The organism is Neorhizobium sp. USDA 3394 (assembly GCF_056280385.1).
Genome location: NZ_JBWCDU010000002.1, coordinates 1,005,630 through 1,020,454 on the forward strand (window position 1 = coordinate 1,005,630; position 14,825 = coordinate 1,020,454).

Annotated in this window: 13 protein-coding genes; 7 read left to right on the forward strand and 6 right to left on the reverse strand. The window is 62.0% G+C overall.

All coding sequences use genetic code 11. The annotated features are described in order from the left end of the window. Nucleotides 1–122 precede the first annotated feature (122 nt). Together ACZ9EJ_RS26340 and ACZ9EJ_RS26345 are read left to right on the forward strand one after the other, a co-directional pair. Nucleotides 123–1,976 (forward strand): sensor histidine kinase, encoded by a 1,854-nt coding sequence (locus ACZ9EJ_RS26340; RefSeq protein WP_046641025.1) that lies wholly within the window; start codon nt 123–125, stop codon nt 1,974–1,976. Continuing rightward, on the forward strand, nt 1,973–3,334 hold the full coding sequence (locus ACZ9EJ_RS26345; protein WP_046641026.1) for a sigma-54-dependent transcriptional regulator: 1,362 nt from the start codon (nt 1,973–1,975) through the stop codon (nt 3,332–3,334). The genes ACZ9EJ_RS26340 and ACZ9EJ_RS26345 overlap by 4 nt, the downstream gene beginning before the upstream one ends. A 63-nt stretch (nt 3,335–3,397) precedes the next feature. Here ACZ9EJ_RS26345 and ACZ9EJ_RS26350 read toward each other — a convergent pair whose 3' ends face one another. From ACZ9EJ_RS26350 to ACZ9EJ_RS26370, 5 genes are read right to left on the reverse strand one after another with little or no spacing between them, the layout of a single operon-like run. Continuing rightward, nucleotides 3,398–4,381 carry an ABC transporter ATP-binding protein gene (locus ACZ9EJ_RS26350; RefSeq protein ID WP_046641027.1) on the reverse strand — a complete coding sequence of 328 codons (984 nt, stop codon included), beginning with the start codon at nt 4,379–4,381 and terminating at the stop codon, nt 3,398–3,400. Continuing rightward, nucleotides 4,378–5,349 carry an ABC transporter ATP-binding protein gene (locus ACZ9EJ_RS26355; RefSeq protein ID WP_046641028.1) on the reverse strand — a complete coding sequence of 324 codons (972 nt, stop codon included), beginning with the start codon at nt 5,347–5,349 and terminating at the stop codon, nt 4,378–4,380. Before ACZ9EJ_RS26355 ends, ACZ9EJ_RS26350 begins: the two co-directional genes overlap by 4 nt. After that, nucleotides 5,349–6,266 carry an ABC transporter permease gene (locus ACZ9EJ_RS26360; RefSeq protein WP_052764633.1) on the reverse strand — a complete coding sequence of 306 codons (918 nt, stop codon included), beginning with the start codon at nt 6,264–6,266 and terminating at the stop codon, nt 5,349–5,351. The genes ACZ9EJ_RS26355 and ACZ9EJ_RS26360 overlap by 1 nt, the downstream gene beginning before the upstream one ends. After that, the gene (locus tag ACZ9EJ_RS26365; protein WP_046641029.1) at nt 6,263–7,183 is read right to left on the reverse strand and encodes an ABC transporter permease; all 921 of its coding nucleotides are present in this window, start codon (nt 7,181–7,183) and stop codon (nt 6,263–6,265) included. Before ACZ9EJ_RS26365 ends, ACZ9EJ_RS26360 begins: the two co-directional genes overlap by 4 nt. Before the next feature lie 41 nt (nt 7,184–7,224). Next, entirely contained in the window at nt 7,225–8,745 is a 1,521-nt protein-coding gene (locus ACZ9EJ_RS26370) for an ABC transporter substrate-binding protein (protein WP_046641030.1), read from the reverse strand. A 211-nt stretch (nt 8,746–8,956) separates the two neighbouring features. Between ACZ9EJ_RS26370 and ACZ9EJ_RS26375 the strand changes: the two genes are divergently transcribed. Together ACZ9EJ_RS26375 and ACZ9EJ_RS26380 are read left to right on the forward strand one after the other, a co-directional pair. Continuing rightward, on the forward strand, nt 8,957–9,742 hold the full coding sequence (locus ACZ9EJ_RS26375) for an IclR family transcriptional regulator (protein WP_046641046.1): 786 nt from the start codon (nt 8,957–8,959) through the stop codon (nt 9,740–9,742). A 72-nt stretch (nt 9,743–9,814) separates the two neighbouring features. Further along, nucleotides 9,815–10,537, forward strand: coding sequence for an RraA family protein (locus ACZ9EJ_RS26380; RefSeq protein WP_046630468.1), 723 nt, complete (start codon nt 9,815–9,817; stop codon nt 10,535–10,537). 85 nt (nt 10,538–10,622) lie between these two features. Here ACZ9EJ_RS26380 and ACZ9EJ_RS26385 read toward each other — a convergent pair whose 3' ends face one another. Next, nucleotides 10,623–11,741: a LacI family DNA-binding transcriptional regulator gene (locus ACZ9EJ_RS26385; protein WP_080955763.1), complete on the reverse strand. Its 1,119-nt coding sequence runs from the start codon at nt 11,739–11,741 to the stop codon at nt 10,623–10,625. 165 nt (nt 11,742–11,906) lie between these two features. Here ACZ9EJ_RS26385 and ACZ9EJ_RS26390 point away from each other — a divergent pair, with 165 nt between their 5' ends. The 3 genes from ACZ9EJ_RS26390 to ACZ9EJ_RS26400 all read left to right on the forward strand — a co-directional run bounded on the left by ACZ9EJ_RS26390 (nt 11,907) and on the right by ACZ9EJ_RS26400 (nt 14,796). Continuing rightward, nucleotides 11,907–13,055, forward strand: coding sequence for an NAD(P)/FAD-dependent oxidoreductase (locus ACZ9EJ_RS26390; RefSeq protein ID WP_370650431.1), 1,149 nt, complete (start codon nt 11,907–11,909; stop codon nt 13,053–13,055). 25 nt (nt 13,056–13,080) lie between these two features. After that, entirely contained in the window at nt 13,081–13,851 is a 771-nt protein-coding gene (locus ACZ9EJ_RS26395) for an amino acid ABC transporter ATP-binding protein (RefSeq protein WP_046641033.1), read from the forward strand. A gap of 300 nt (nt 13,852–14,151) precedes the next feature. Continuing rightward, nucleotides 14,152–14,796, forward strand: a complete 645-nt coding sequence (locus ACZ9EJ_RS26400; protein WP_476100517.1) for a transporter substrate-binding domain-containing protein — start codon at nt 14,152–14,154, stop codon at nt 14,794–14,796. The last annotated feature ends 29 nt before the right edge of the window (nt 14,797–14,825 follow it).

The window sequence follows — 14,825 nt, forward strand, 5'->3', positions numbered from 1 at the left end:
GACGCCTAACTCATTGATTCTTCGTCGTCGGATCGAACGGCGGCAGTCGTCTTTGAAATTTGCCGTGCGGATTTCCGCCATCGGCCTTTGCTTTTTATGCGGACTTATGCACACATCCGGCGATGCTTGAGCAACGCCATCGAGAGAAACCTGTCAAGAATCCCGCATTCACGTGGACGCCATGGCCTGTCTTTGCCCTTGCCGCTGCCGCGCTCCTGCTCTCCGCTCTTTTTGCCGCCGGTCTTTACGGCCGCAGTTCCGCCGTGAAAGCGCTCCTTGACCAGGGTCGCGCCGATGCCAATCTCAAGGTTGCGCTGTTGCGCGCGGTGCTGGAAAGGCCGCGGGCGCTTCCCCTGCTTCTGGCCGAGGATCAACAGGTGGCCGAGGCGTTGGCGTTCCGAAACACAGAGGCCATCGCTGCCCTGGACCGAAAGCTGGAGGGGCTCGTGGCCGGCACCAATGCCTCCGTTCTCTACGTCACTGGCAGGGATGGCATAGCCGTCGCATCCAGCAACTGGCGCGAACCCTTGAGCTTCGTCGGCAACGACTATTCCTTCCGGGAATATTTTCAACGGGCGATGGAGAACGGAACGGCAGAGCATTTCGCCTTGGGCAGCGTCAGCAAGCGTCCCGGACTGTACATCTCGCGGCGCGCCGAAAATCAGGCCGGCGCGCTCGGCGTCGTTGTCGTGAAGATGGAATTCGATCAGCTCGAAGGTGATTGGCACGACGCCGACCGTCCCGTCTATGTCACCGACGCCGACGGTGTCGTCCTGATCACCAGCATTCCGTCCTGGCGCTTCATGACGGTAGCGCCTCTGCCTGCGGACCGGCTTGGCGCCATCCGCCAAAGCCTGCAATTTGGGAACGCGCCGTTGGCGCCTCTGCCGATCGTGCGGCAGGAAACGCTTTCGGAGGGGGTATCGATCGTTTCGGCGGTTTTGCCGGGCACAAGCGAAGGTGAGTATCTCCGCATTCTGACGCCGGTCCCATCGACGTCCTGGCGCCTCGAATATCTCGTGCCGACCGAGCCTTCCGTCGCAGCGGCGGTACGCGAAGCGCGGCTGCTTGCACTTGCGGTGCTCGTTCCGATCCTGGCACTGATCGCATTCCTTTTGAGGCGGCGGCAGGTGATCGCCAATCGTATCGCCGCGGAAAAAGCCCTGCGCGAGGAACTGGAGCGCCGTGTCGCGGAACGAACCGTGGATTTGAGCCGCGCTCGGGACCTCCTGCAGGAAGAGATCGCCGACCATCGCAGTACGGAGTCGAAGCTGCAGGTCGTGCAGCAGGAACTCGTGCAGGCCAATCGCCTTGCGATCCTCGGTCAGGTTGCTGCCGGAGTTGCCCATGAAATCAACCAGCCGGTCGCGACGATCCGGGCCTATGCCGACAATGCACGTGTCTTCCTGCAACGGAACCGGAAGGAATCGGCGGAGGAAAACCTCGGCGAGATCGCCGCCCTGACCGAGCGGATCGGCATGATCACCGAGGAACTCAAGGCCTTCGCACGCAAGGGACGAACGCCGCCGGAAGCCGTCGATCTGCGGAGCGCCATCGAAGGCGCGGTGGTTCTTTTGAGGAGCCGCTTTGCCGGCCGGCTCGACATACTGCAGATCGACCTGCCGCCGCCCGGCCTCGCCGTCACCGGCAATCGCGTCCGCTTCGAACAGGTGCTGATCAATCTGTTCCAGAATGCCCTGGAAGCGCTGGAGGGTAAAGCCGAGGCAAGTGTGAATGTCTCCGTGGAGACGTTGGCGGATGAGGTCGTGATCCGGGTCTCCGACAATGGCCCCGGTATCGATCCATCGATTAGGAGTTCGCTCTTTTCGCCCTTCAACACCTCCAAGGAAAAGGGCCTCGGCCTCGGTCTGGTCATCTCGAAGGACATCGTCGCGGACTATGGCGGTCGCATCGAGGTCGAAAGCGGCGAAACGGGCACGACTTTCATCGTCTATCTGCGCAAGGCGGTATCATGAACAATCCAACACCTGTCGTTCTGGTCGACGACGATGCCGACCTTCTCAAGGCGACCGCCCAGACGATCGAGCTTGCGGGCTTTTCGGTCTCCCGATTTTCGAGGGCATCCGACGCGCTCGTCCGGATCGACGATGGTTTTGCCGGCGTCATCGTTTCCGACATCCGTATGCCCGAGATCGACGGGCTGCAGCTCTTCGACCGCATCCGCAAACTCGATCCGGACCTTCCCGTCATCCTGATGACCGGCCATGGCGACATCCCGATGGCCGTCAAGGCGATGCAGGACGGTGCGTACGACTTCATCACCAAACCTTTCGCTGCCGACCGCCTGGTGCAGGCCATTCGCCGGGCTGCCGAAAAACGGCGGCTGATACTGGAGAACAGAACGCTCCGCGACGCAGCCGAACAGGCACGCGACGACCTGCCGCTCATCGGTCAGACCGCGGCCATGGAGCGGCTGCGCAGAACGCTTCGCCAGATTGCCGATACCGACGTCGACGTTCTGGTGACTGGAGAGACCGGCAGCGGCAAGGAGGTTGTTGCCAATCTGATCCACCGATGGAGCCGGCGGTCCAAGGGCAGTTTCGTCGCGCTCAATTGCGGCGCGCTTCCCGAAACCATCATCGAAAGCGAATTGTTCGGCCACGAGCCCGGTGCCTTTACCGGCGCGCAGAAGAAGCGCGTCGGCAGGATCGAGTATTCGAGCGGCGGCACCCTCTTCCTCGACGAGATCGAAAGTATGCCACCCGCCACGCAGATCCATATGCTGCGGGTCCTGGAGGCGCGGGAAGTGGCACCTCTCGGCACCAACGAGACGCGGCCGATCGACCTGAGGGTCGTGGCGGCCGCCAAGGTCGATCTTGGCGATCCCTCGCAGCGCGGCGCGTTTCGCGAAGACCTCTATTACCGGCTCAACGTCGTCACGATCTCCATTCCGCCGCTGCGTGAACGGCGCGAAGACATCCTCCTGCTCTTCGGATTCTTTTGCGAGCGGGCCGCCAAGCGGTTCAACCGCCAAACGCCCGCCCTGTCATCGTCTATCCGCCATCACCTCGAAACCCATCATTGGCCCGGCAACGTCCGCGAACTGTCCCACTTTACAGAACGTTTCGTCCTCGGGCTGGCAGGGGAGGACGACAGGGCGACGGTGCCACCGCAGGCGGCCACCCTGACGCTGCCCCAGCGTCTCCACCAGCATGAGGCGGAAATCCTCCGCGAGACGCTGGCCAGCAACGGAGGTGATGTCCGCCGTACGATCGAGGCGCTCGGAATTCCGCGAAAGACCTTTTACGACAAGCTCCAACGGCACGGGATAGAGCGCGCCTCCTTCCACCAGGGTATCAAGCCGGACAGATAGGGTCTCAAGGGCGCAAGCAGACGTTGTCGAAGCGGAAGGTGCCGAAAAAATCGGCCGCCATGGTCAATATGCGGCTTCGGCATTGGCATTGGCATGGTGGCAGGCCGTCAGCAACCCCGGGGCAACCGTTCTTGCCGTCAGGCCAGGCTCCTGTTCGGCGCAGATCGAAGTAGCCTTCCAGCAGCGCGTCCGGAATCGGCATCCGCTCGGCGGGTTGGCAGGGCTTGGAAGGTCACCTTCCAGGACGATGCGCTTGCGATGCCCGCGAAGCCTTGGGTCCGGCGTCGGAACGGCCGACATCAGGGCCTGCGTGTAGGGATGTGCCGGCGCGCCGAAGATCGATTGCTTCGGCCCGGTCTCGATGATCTTGCCGAGATACATGACCATCACGCGATCCGAAACGTGCCGCACGACGGCAAGGTCGTGCGCGACGAAAAGCATCGCGAGATTGCGCTCGCGCCTCAGCCTCGCGAGCAGGTTGACGACCTGTGCCTGAACCGAGACGTCGAGGGCGGAGACCGGCTCGTCGCAGACGAGGAGCGTCGGGTCGAGTGTCAGGGCGCGCGCGATTCCAAGCCGCTGACGCTGGCCGCCTGAAAATTCGGAAGGATAGCGGTCCGCATGTTCCGCACGCAGCCCCACGGATTCAAGCAGCTTGACCGTTTCTTCCCGCCAGCGGGCCTTCGGCACGGCGTCCGGATGCAGCGACCACGGTTCGGAGATCAGCCGGTCGACCCGCAGGCGCGGATTAAGCGACTGGTAGGGGTCCTGGAAGACGACCTGCATCTTGCGGCGCAATTCATGCAACTCCCTTCCACTCGCTTTGGTGATTTCCACGCCATCGAGAACGGCGCTGCCGCTGGTCGCCGGCCCGAGCTTCAGGAGGGTCCTGACCAGGGAAGTCTTGCCGCAACCGCTTTCGCCGACAAGCCCGAGTGTCTCCCCGCGGGCGATCTCGAAGCTGACGTCATCGACTGCGCGCACGGCCGTCGCGCCGCTGCCGAAGTGCCGGGAAAGGTGTTCGACTTTGAGAAGGGGCTGATTCATGCTGGCGACACCGGGAAATGGCAGGCGGCCTGGCGGCCCGGCCCCACGGTTTCAAGGGGAGGGATGACCTCGGCACAGAGCCCTTCGGCGCGCGGACAGCGCGTCCTGAACGCGCAGCCTGAAGGAAGGGCGACGGGATTTGGCGCCGAACCGGGGATCGGCACCAGTTCGTCCTCATCGGTATCCAGGCGCGGCTGCGAGGCGAGCAGGCCGACGCTATAGGGATGCCGTGCATCTTCGAAGAGTTCGAAGACATTTGCGGTCTCGACGATGCGGCCGGCATACATGACGGCCACGCGGTCGGCGAGTTCGGCCACCACGCCCAGATCGTGGGTGATGAAGATCATTCCGGCATCGCTGCGTTTACGGATCGTTGCCAGAAGATCAACGACCTGCGCCTGGATTGTGACGTCGAGCGCCGTCGTCGGCTCGTCGGCGACGATGACATCCGGTTCGAGCGCGACAGCCATCGCAATCATGATGCGCTGGCGCATGCCACCGGAAAATTCGTGCGGATATTGCCGCGCCCGACGTTCAGGATCGGGAATGCCGATTGCCGTCAGGAGGTCGATCACGGCCTTTTCGACGCCGCCTGCGGGGTTGCGACCGTGGATGCGGTACATCTCCGCGATCTGCCAGCCCACCGGATAGACGGGATTGAGCGCCGCAAGCGCATCCTGGAAGATGAGGGCGATCCGGCTGCCGCACAGATCTCGCCGCGCGGTGCGCGAGAGCTTCAGCAGTTCCGCCCCATCGAAGCGGATCGATCCCCGGTCGATCGCGCCCGGAGGATTGGGAACGAGGTCCATGATGGCAGATGCCGTCACGGACTTGCCGGAGCCGCTTTCGCCAAGAAGCGCCAGAACTTCACCGCGTTCCAGTGAGAAGGAGACACCGTTGAGTGCGAATATGCGGCCGGACGCCGTATCAAAACTGACTTGCAGATCCTTGACTTCGAGAAGAGCCATCAGCGCCTCCGGCTCACAAGACGCCAGTGCTGCGACGGATCGTTGACGATCCGGAACCAGTTGGCGAGCAGGTTGAAGGACATGGTGGTGAGCATGACGGCGAGGCCGGGGAAAAAGCCGAGCCACCAGGCGGACGACAGATAGCCTTGGCCCTGGGCGACCATCAGGCCCCAGCTTACCGAAGGTGGCTGGATGCCGAGGCCGAGATAGCTCAGCCCGGATTCGAACAGCATGACCATGGCGAGGTTGACCGAGGCGAGCGTCAGCATGGTGGGTGCGACGCTCGGGAGAATGTGGGTGCGCAGGATCCAGGTCGGCCCCCCGCCGAAGACGCGCGCCGCATCGACAAAAAGTCGTTCGCGGACCTCCAGCGTTTCTGCCCTTGCGACGCGGATATAGGCCGGCATGCGGGTGATGGCGAGCACGATCACGAGGTTGCCGACACTCGGACCGAACAGATAGAGGCCGAAGAGTGCCACCAGCAGGGTCGGGAAACCGAGGATGATATCGCAGATCCGCATGATGACGTTTCCGACGACGCCGCCGAAATACCCGGCGGTCACGCCCAGCAACGTTCCGCCGATCAGGCTTGTCAGCACGGTCACTACGGCGATGCCGATCGTCGTCGAAGCCGCCTGGATGAGGCGGACGAGGAGCGGCCGTCCGAGTGCGTCGGCACCCAGCCACAAGGTCCAGGGCTGGCTGAAGTCGAACGGCGGCAGGTTGCGCGCCTTCAGCGAAATGCGGTTGTCGCCCAGCAGCGACAGGGAATCGGTGAGGATGGCGAGCACGACGATCAAAAGCCAGATCGCCGCGGCGACGGCCATCGGGTCACCCGCGAGCGCACGCAGGAGCCAGAGAATACGGCGGCTGCGGCGCTCGCGGGTCGGGAGGAATTCGGCAGACGTATCTGTCATTCGACCCTCACGCGCGGGTCGATCGAGGCATAAAGCATGTCGACCAGGATATTGATGACGAAGATCACGACCGCGACGGCAAAGATCGATGCCTGGACGATCGCGAAGTCGCGTTTCAGAATGCCGTCGATCAGCAGTTTGCCGATGCCGGGAAACCCGAAGACCACCTCGACGACGCCACCACCGCCGGCGAACTGGGCGGCCAGGTCGCCGGTCACCGTGACCGCCGGAAGGAGAGCGTTGCGCAGCGCATGCACGAAGGTGACCCGTCCGTCACGCGCGCCCTTGGCCCGTGCCGTCCGGACAAATGTCGCATTCAGGGCTTCAATCATCGAGCCGCGGACGATCTGCACCAGCGTCCCGAAAGGGCGGGCAAACAGGCAGGCGACGGGCAGCACCCAATAAATCGGGCCGCCGAAGCCTGAAGTCGGCAAAATGCGGAAGGTGACCGCAAACAGAAGCACGCCCATCAGGCCGAGCCAGAAATCCGGCACGCTTGCGGCTGCCTGCGACAGGACATTGACGCCCCGGTCGATCCAGCCACCGGCATTCACGGCAGCAATGGATCCCATGACGATCGCGGCGGCGAAGGCCAGCGCCAAGGCGATGGCGCCGAGCGCCAGCGTGTTCGGCAGCGCCTCCAGCACCACATCCATGGCCGGGCGATTGTGCCAGAGAGAGGTTCCGAAATCGAGGCGAAGGATATCCCAAGCCCAATCGAAGAACTGGGCCAGGAGCGAGCGATCGAGCCCAAGACGCAGGCGCATGGTTTCGCGCGCCGCATCCGAAGCGTCGATCGGCAGGTAGAGATTGACGGGATCACCCGTCAACCGCACGAGGAAGAAGGCGGAGGTCATCAGGGCCGCCAGCGCCAGCGCCGCGAAGGCCGCACGTTTCAGGAAATAGGTGAAGGACATCCGCTCTCCTCAAGCGACATACAAGCCGTCGGCCGGGCTGATCAACGGTAGCTGATCGACTTCAGCTTGATCTCGTTGCCGGCCTGCACATCAGGCGTATAGTTCACGTTCTTGGCGACACGGGCGATCGTGACCATGTGAAAGAGCGGCGCGATGTTGACCGCATCGACGGCGATGTACTTGAACGCCTGCTGGAACAGCCTCTTGCGCTCGTCTCCGGTTGCCTTCGAGCCATCGGCGATCAGCTTGTCGAGACCGGCGTCCGTGATGGTCGACTGGTTGCCATCGGTGGTGAAGCGGTTCGGCAGCGTGAACACGGCATCGCCCTCGGCGTTGTCGATCTGCGTCTGCAGGATGGAAGGCTGGCGGTCCTTGCTCCAAGGCTTCAGCAGCCGCTTCAGCCACGGGCTTGTCTCGAGCATTTCAAGCCGGGCGTTGAAACCGGCATCCGCCAGCATGGCCTGAATGGCCTCCAGGCTTTCGGACGAGTTCGGATAGATGCCGATGCGGCCGTAGATGACGATCTCCTTGTCGACCGGCACGCCATCCGCCTTGGCGGCTGCAAGCAGGGACTTCGCCTTTTCCGGATCGTAGGTCCAAACCGAAATGTCGGGATTGAAGCCGAAGACCGAAGGTGGCACGACCTGCATCGCCTTTTGAGCGTCCTTGTGGAAGATCGTTCCGATGAGACCGTCCCTGTCGATCGCAAGATTGAGTGCTTCGCGAACGCGCTTGTCGTTGAGGGGCGCGATCTGCGCATCGATCCTCAACAGCGACGTCTCGGCATTCGGGAAAGCATGATCCTGTCCGGTCGTGCCGTCCTGGGGTGCGATTTCATAGGCGATCTGCGCTTCGCCGGTGTCGACCATCGCGGCGCGCACCGCGGACTCGGCGCGCCAGATGATCGTCGCGTTGCGAATTGCCGGCTTGTCGCCCCAATAGCCTTCATAGGCCACCAGACCGACGGACTGGCCGGGCGTCCATGCGACCAGCTTGTAAGGCCCCGTACCGGCCGGCGTGCGCGTCTTGGCGTCGCCCGGGGTTGCCGGCGAACCGATGTCCAGGGCGGACATCTTGTTCGGCAGGATCGGCTCTACGACGTCCGTCTTGATGAGGAGGGTCGTCGGGTTCACGGCTTCTGCGGCGAGTTTGAGGCCCTTCAGTGTGGCGAGCCCCACTTCGCAGGCCAGCGCCGGATCCTGGGCCCGCTTCAGAGCAGCGATCACCGCATTGGCATCGAACGGCTTGCTGTCGTGGAAGGTCACGCCTTCGCGCAGCTTGAACTCCCAGGTCAGGCTATCGACCTGCCGCCAGCTGGTGGCGAGGCTCGGGACGACCGAACCATCCTTGGGGCTGAGATTGACGAGGGCTTCGGTGATGTTGTTGTGCAGAATGCGTGAATTGCCCGAAAGGTCCGTGTCGCAGGGGTCCAGCGATTTCGGCTCATCCGTCACCACGACCGTCAGCTTGTCCGGGGCAGCGCGAGCGGGAATTGCGACGCTTGCCGCCAACGACATTAAAAGCCCCATGCCCAGCGCATGGATGCCCGTGATCTTCTTCATGAAAGCCCTCCTCCAAATCGAAACGAGCCGCACATGGCGTCTCGGAGATCTTCTCCTCAAAGTCATCCGAGTCCGCGGGAACGCCCCGCGCTCAAATGGCTTTACTTCCTCCTGCAAGTGCGTAGTGTCAAATATGACACTTGCGACGCCAACATGCTCGTTCAATCTCAAGAAGTCAAGGCAGGTAATCCGTATATGGAATTTGAAGTTCATGAATGAACCTAAGCATGGCTCTCCGGTGGTGGAAAAGACGGCGCATCTGCTTGAGGCGGTTGCTGACGCGAAGACCGGCATTTCACTCGGCGCATTGGTCGAGCAGCTCGGGGTGCCCCGTTCAACTGTGTATCGCATCCTCAATTCACTGACCGCACATGGGCTTGTGGCTCGTGTGAACGGCGGGGCTTCCTACGAACTGGGGCCGAAATTCGTGCAGCTTGCGCGGCGGATTTCACCCGGTGCGGATAGGGTGACGCTGATCGAGGCGGCGAGGCCGGTCCTGGTGGCCGCGGCTGACAGGATCTACGAATCCTTCAGGCTGGCGGCGCCCGAAGGCCATGAAATGATGACGATATTTGCGGCCCCCAGCCCCGGCGACTACGCTCTGTTCATCAAGGTCGGCGGCCGTTCGCGCAAGCATGTCGGTGCGGCCGGCAAGCTCGCCCTGGCCTATTCCGACTATCACGAGATCGAAGCCTATTGCGCCGGCGGCCTGGAGGCCCGGACGCCGTATACGATCACCGATCCCGAGACGTTGAAGGAGGCGCTCACTGAAATTCGCCGCAGTGGAAGTGCCGAGGACAATCAGGAATCGAACCTTGGCTTGCGCGCTTTTGCTGCTCCCATATTCGATTCCGCAACTCGCCTGGTCGCCACGGTCAGCGTGCCGTTCATTGGCGAGGCGACGCCGGAGCGCGCTCGATCAATCAGGCGCGAGGTCCTCGACGCCGCTGCCACGGTGATGAAAGTCATCAACGGCGTTCACCCGATGTCCAAATAAGAAGCTAGAAATTCTTTATTGAACTATCGCGCCGTTATGCTAGATCTCGCAGCCAGACAGACGGAGGTTATCATGACGGCTTTGGACCCATCGGTTCACGCAAAGCTTTTGCGGACAAATTCGGCGAGCCTCAGTAGCTTGCTGCTGAAGCGTGGCCTCAGGAACACTGCCGTGCGTGGCGTGCGACCGCTCGCCGGCGCCGACAGGCCGATGATCGGCCCGGCTGTCACCGTTCGCTACATTCCCGCCCGGGAGGATATCGACGGCTCGACCTACAGTTCCGATCCGTCCAATCAGCAACGCAAGGCGATCGACACGATACCCGAGGGGCACGTCCTCGTGTTCGATTGCCGCTCGCTGGCGGAGATTGCCGGGATTGGCGCGATGCTGGCCCGGCGCCTCGTCTACCGCGGATGCGCTGGCCTTGTGCTGGATGGCGGCGTTCGCGATACGGCCGATATCGCCCAGCTCGGGCTGCCGACCTATTGCATGGGACCGGCGGCGCCGGCCAATCTGGTTGCCCACCATGCTTCCGACATGAACCAGCCGATCGCCTGCGGCGGCGTCGCGGTTTATCCCGACGACATCATCTTCGGTGACAGCGAGGCCGTCATCGTCATCCCCCGGGAATATGTGAACGAGATCGCTGACGAGGCCATTGAAATGGAGGAGCAGGAAGAGTTCCTGAAGCTGGAGATCGAGTCAGGCAAATCGACACTTGGCGTCTATCCGCCAAACAAGGAAACGCTTGAGCGGTTCGAGGCATGGCGCAGGGCCCGCATTGAGGCCGTTTGACGCCGGCGACTACGTTCAGTGAGTTCGGCGTAGCTCGCTGGAGCGCCGACGATGTGGTTGAAATCAACGCCAATTCAAACGTGCATCAACCGATTTTAGCGGCGTTGTTCTGAAAAACGGCGCGGCCATCCTGGATCTCAGGCGGAGCCCCAATCGATTGCCGCTTGATGAGTGTCGTCGCAAGCACCCGGCAGCGTGGCGCATCGCCGACGCCGGTAATGCGTCGGACAAGGATTTGCGCGCTTTCGAAGCCGAGGTCGTAGACCGGCTGGGCAATCACGGTAATCGGCGGGCTGGTCACACTCGTCCAGTCGGCATCGTGGAAAGCGATCAGCGACAGGTCTTGGGGGATGGACATGCCCAGTCTGCGAAGGGTCTTGAACACTTCGAGCGCCACCACATTGTCCGACGCGAGTATGGCAGTCGGCCTGTCGGGGCCCTGAAGCAGCTCGGAAATGATCTTGTCGCCCTCGCCGCGGCGGTTGGCACCCAGCCGGATATAGCGCTCCGGATGCTCGATACCGGCAGACAGGCTTGCCGCGACGACGCCTTTTATTCTCTCCATCACCGTGCTCAGATTGATCTGGTGCGGTCCCCGGTAGATCGGGTCGTCCGACTCCGTGGCGGAGATGTAGGCAATGCGGCGATGGCCGGCTTCGATCAGGGCTCGCGTGGCGGCCTCGGCCGCCTGCCGGTCGTCCGTAACGACGGCGTCGACCGCGAGATCCGGGATGGTCCGGTCCAGAAGGACGAGAGGTCGACCGGATCTCTGGACCTCATGCAGGTGCTGCGTCTCATATACCGAGGCCGGCGTAACGATCAATCCATCCACGCGCTTGCCCATCAGGACGCGGACGGCCGCCTTTTCCTTGGCGGCATCCTCGCCGGAATTGGACAGAATGACATCGAATCCCGCAGCGTGCGCCGCATCGCTGATACCGCGCACGGCCTGGCCGAAATACGGGTTTTCGATATCGCCCACGATGACCCCGATCGTCTTCGATTTTCCGGTCGTCATGCTGCGCGCAAGCTCGTTGGCCTGATAGCCGAGCTTCCTTGCGGCTTCCCGAACCTTCTCCTTCACGACGGGGCTCGCTGTCCCGTAGCTGCCGAGAACGCGTGCGGCGGTCGCCTTGGATACACCTGCGCTTTGCGCAACGTCCGAGATGGTGACAAGCCGCTTTGACGTCGTTCTCTTCATCATGTTCCGTGACATAGGCTGAGAAAAAAACGGCGTCAAGAAAATCACACCATTGACATATGAGACCGGTCTCAAATACGCTTGATACCGGTCTCATAGGTGAGAACGGGTGACTCTACACTCGGATCGACGAGGCCTTGGGACAATCCAAGACGAAGGAACATGCAGTTGATAACCTCATCCTCCAGCCAGCGGATTGCCGTCATCGGTGGCGGTATTTTTGGTGTTTCCTCGGCGGTTCATCTGGCCCGGCTGGGCGCGCAGGTCACCCTGGTCACGGAAGGGGCGTTCGCCAGCGGCGCGTCCGGTCGGTCGCTGGCATGGCTCAATTCGGCCCGTTTCCGTTCCGCCGAATATCACCGTCTACGGGTCGTCGGCATCGATCGTTATCGGACACTGGCAAGCCGCAATGAAGGCGCTGCCTGGCTGCGCTTCGAGGGCGGTTTGACGTGGGACGCGGATGACGCGTCGAACCGGATTGCGGAAGCCTACGCTCACGAGCAATCGATCGGTTATGACTGCCAGCTCCTTGGCGCCGCAGAAGTGGCGAAGGTGACGCCCGGTATCAATGTGGCCGCGGTTTCGCCTCGGGGCGCGATTTTCAATCCGGGTGAGGGCTGGGTCGATCTGCCTTGCCTGATCGATATCCTCCTCGAAGAGTTCAAGGCACTCGGTGGCCAGGCCGTGGCCCATGCTGGAAAGGCGAGCGTGGACATCAGGGGTGGTCGGGCAGCCGGGGTCTCGACTGCAAACGGAACGTATATAAAGGCGGACGCAGTTCTCGTCGCCAGCGGTGCGGCCGTGCCGGATATGGCAAAACAGGCGGGTCATGCCATTGCCGACGCAACCCCGATCGCCCTTCTTGTCAAATCGAAGCCTTTCAGATCCGCGGTGCGCGCCGTCCTCAATACGCCGAACGTAGCCTTGCGTCCGACGCCGGACGGTGCGGTCGTCTGCGATTCCGCGTGGTCGGAGGACGAACTCAATCGTCGCTCCGATGGGCCTTACGAGGTGAAGGAAGAGACGCTTCGGCGGCTTCTTTCCGAAGCCTCGAACGTGCTCGAGGGTAGCCCCGTGCTGGAATTGGAAAGCTATCACTACGGGCCGAAGCCTGTGCCGGGTGATGGGGAACCGGTGATCGGTCCGCTGGAGGGCACTCCGGGTTATTTCGTCGCCTTCAGCCATAGCGGCGCGACACTGGGCCTGATTGTCGGTGAGCTCATCGCGCGGGAAATCGTGACCGGGGAGGCGAGCCCTCTGCTTGCGAATTTCCGGCCCGCCCGGTTCGCGCAGAAAAACCAGGCTTTGGCATCTTAAGCTGAACTGCAGGGAGGAGTTGCAGATGACGGCGAATGAGAAGAAATCGGAGATGGCCGACCCGGAAATCGCCGTCGAATTGTCCGGCGTCGACAAATGGTTCTCCATCCTCCAGGTGCTGCACGACGTCAACCTTACCGTCCGATGTGGTGAAAAGGTGGTCGTTTGCGGTCTCTCGGGTTCCGGCAAGTCCACCATGATCCGTTGCATCAACTACCTGGAAAAGCATCAGAAGGGCCGCATCGTCGTCAACGGCACGGAGCTGACGGACAACCAGAAGGTCATCGACCGTGTCCGCCAGGATGTCGGCATGGTGTTTCAGAACTTCAATCTCTATCCGCACCTCACCGTGCTCGAGAACTGCACGCTGGCTCCCCGCTGGGTAAAGGGCGTTGCGAGAAAGGATGCCGAGGCGCTGGCGCGCGCCTATCTGGAGCGGGTGCGGATTCCCGACAAGGCGGATTTCTATCCAAGCCAGTTGTCCGGCGGACAGCAGCAGCGAGCGGCGATCGCCCGATCGCTCTGCATGAGTCCGAAGATCATGCTGTTCGACGAACCGACCTCGGCACTCGATCCGGAACTCGTTCGTGAAGTCCTCGATACCATGGCGCAGCTGGCGAGCGACGGCATGACCATGGTGTGCGTCACGCATGAAATGGGTTTCGCGCGGCAGGTGGCGGATCGGGTGGTGTTCATGGACGCGGGCAGGATCATCGAGACAGCGCCGCCCGAGGAGTTTTTCCGCAATCCAAGGGAAAGCCGGACAAAGGCATTTCTCAGCCAGATACTGCACTAGCAGGTCTGATTTTCTGCATCCGGACTGGTTGCGGCAAAAAGCATACGGACGGGCAAACGTTCGGTGGGCAAAATAATGAAACAAAGGGAACGACTGTCATGTACACATCCATCTGCATGCTTCGCCGCACGGCCCTAGCTCTCGGCGCTCTTGCCGTCTCTACGCTTTCGGCGTTGCCCGCTTCGGCTCAGGCCGTACCCAAGGCGATCAAGGATGCCGGCGTGATCCGCATCGGCGTCAAAATGCGATTCTCCTCCATTCGGGGCATCCGGCACCGACGGCAAGCCGGCCGGCATCGAAATCGAGATGGCGAAGCAAATCGGCATTGCCGCCTTCGGGGCAGCCGAAAAGGCGGAATTGAGCTGCGTGGCGACGGACGCCCGCATTCCCTCCCTGACGGGCGGAAAGATCGACCTGATCATTGCGACGCTCGGCAAGACGCCGTCGCGCGAACAGGTGATCGACTATTCCGATATCTACTACTGGGGCAGCAGCCGGGTGATCGTACCGAAGGACAGCAAGGTTCAGAAGCTGGCCGACCTCGACGGCAAGTCGATGCTCATTATCAAGGGCGGTTCGCAGCTGAAGTGGCTGAAGGAACGCATCCCGAGCCTGGAATTCGTCCAGCTCAACACCAATGCAGACAATCTGCAGGCCCTGCAGCAGGGCCGCGCCGATGGCTATGTTGGAGATGCAATCACCATCGCGACGCTCGCGGCCAACTATCCGGAATTCCGCACGCTGGAAGAGCCCGTCGATCTCGGCTTCAATGGCGTCGGCGTCCGCAAGGGTGAGGACGAACTCAAGGCTTTCGTCAATGGTGTGGTCAAGAAGCTGAAGAACGAGAAATTTTACTCAAAGACGGTGCCGACCTTCGTCAAGGATCCGCTCGTCGCGGCGGAAATGGTAAAGTCCTTCGAAACGGATCCGCCGGCCGTAAAGTAAGCGAACCCGGTCCTGACGGTTTCGACCGC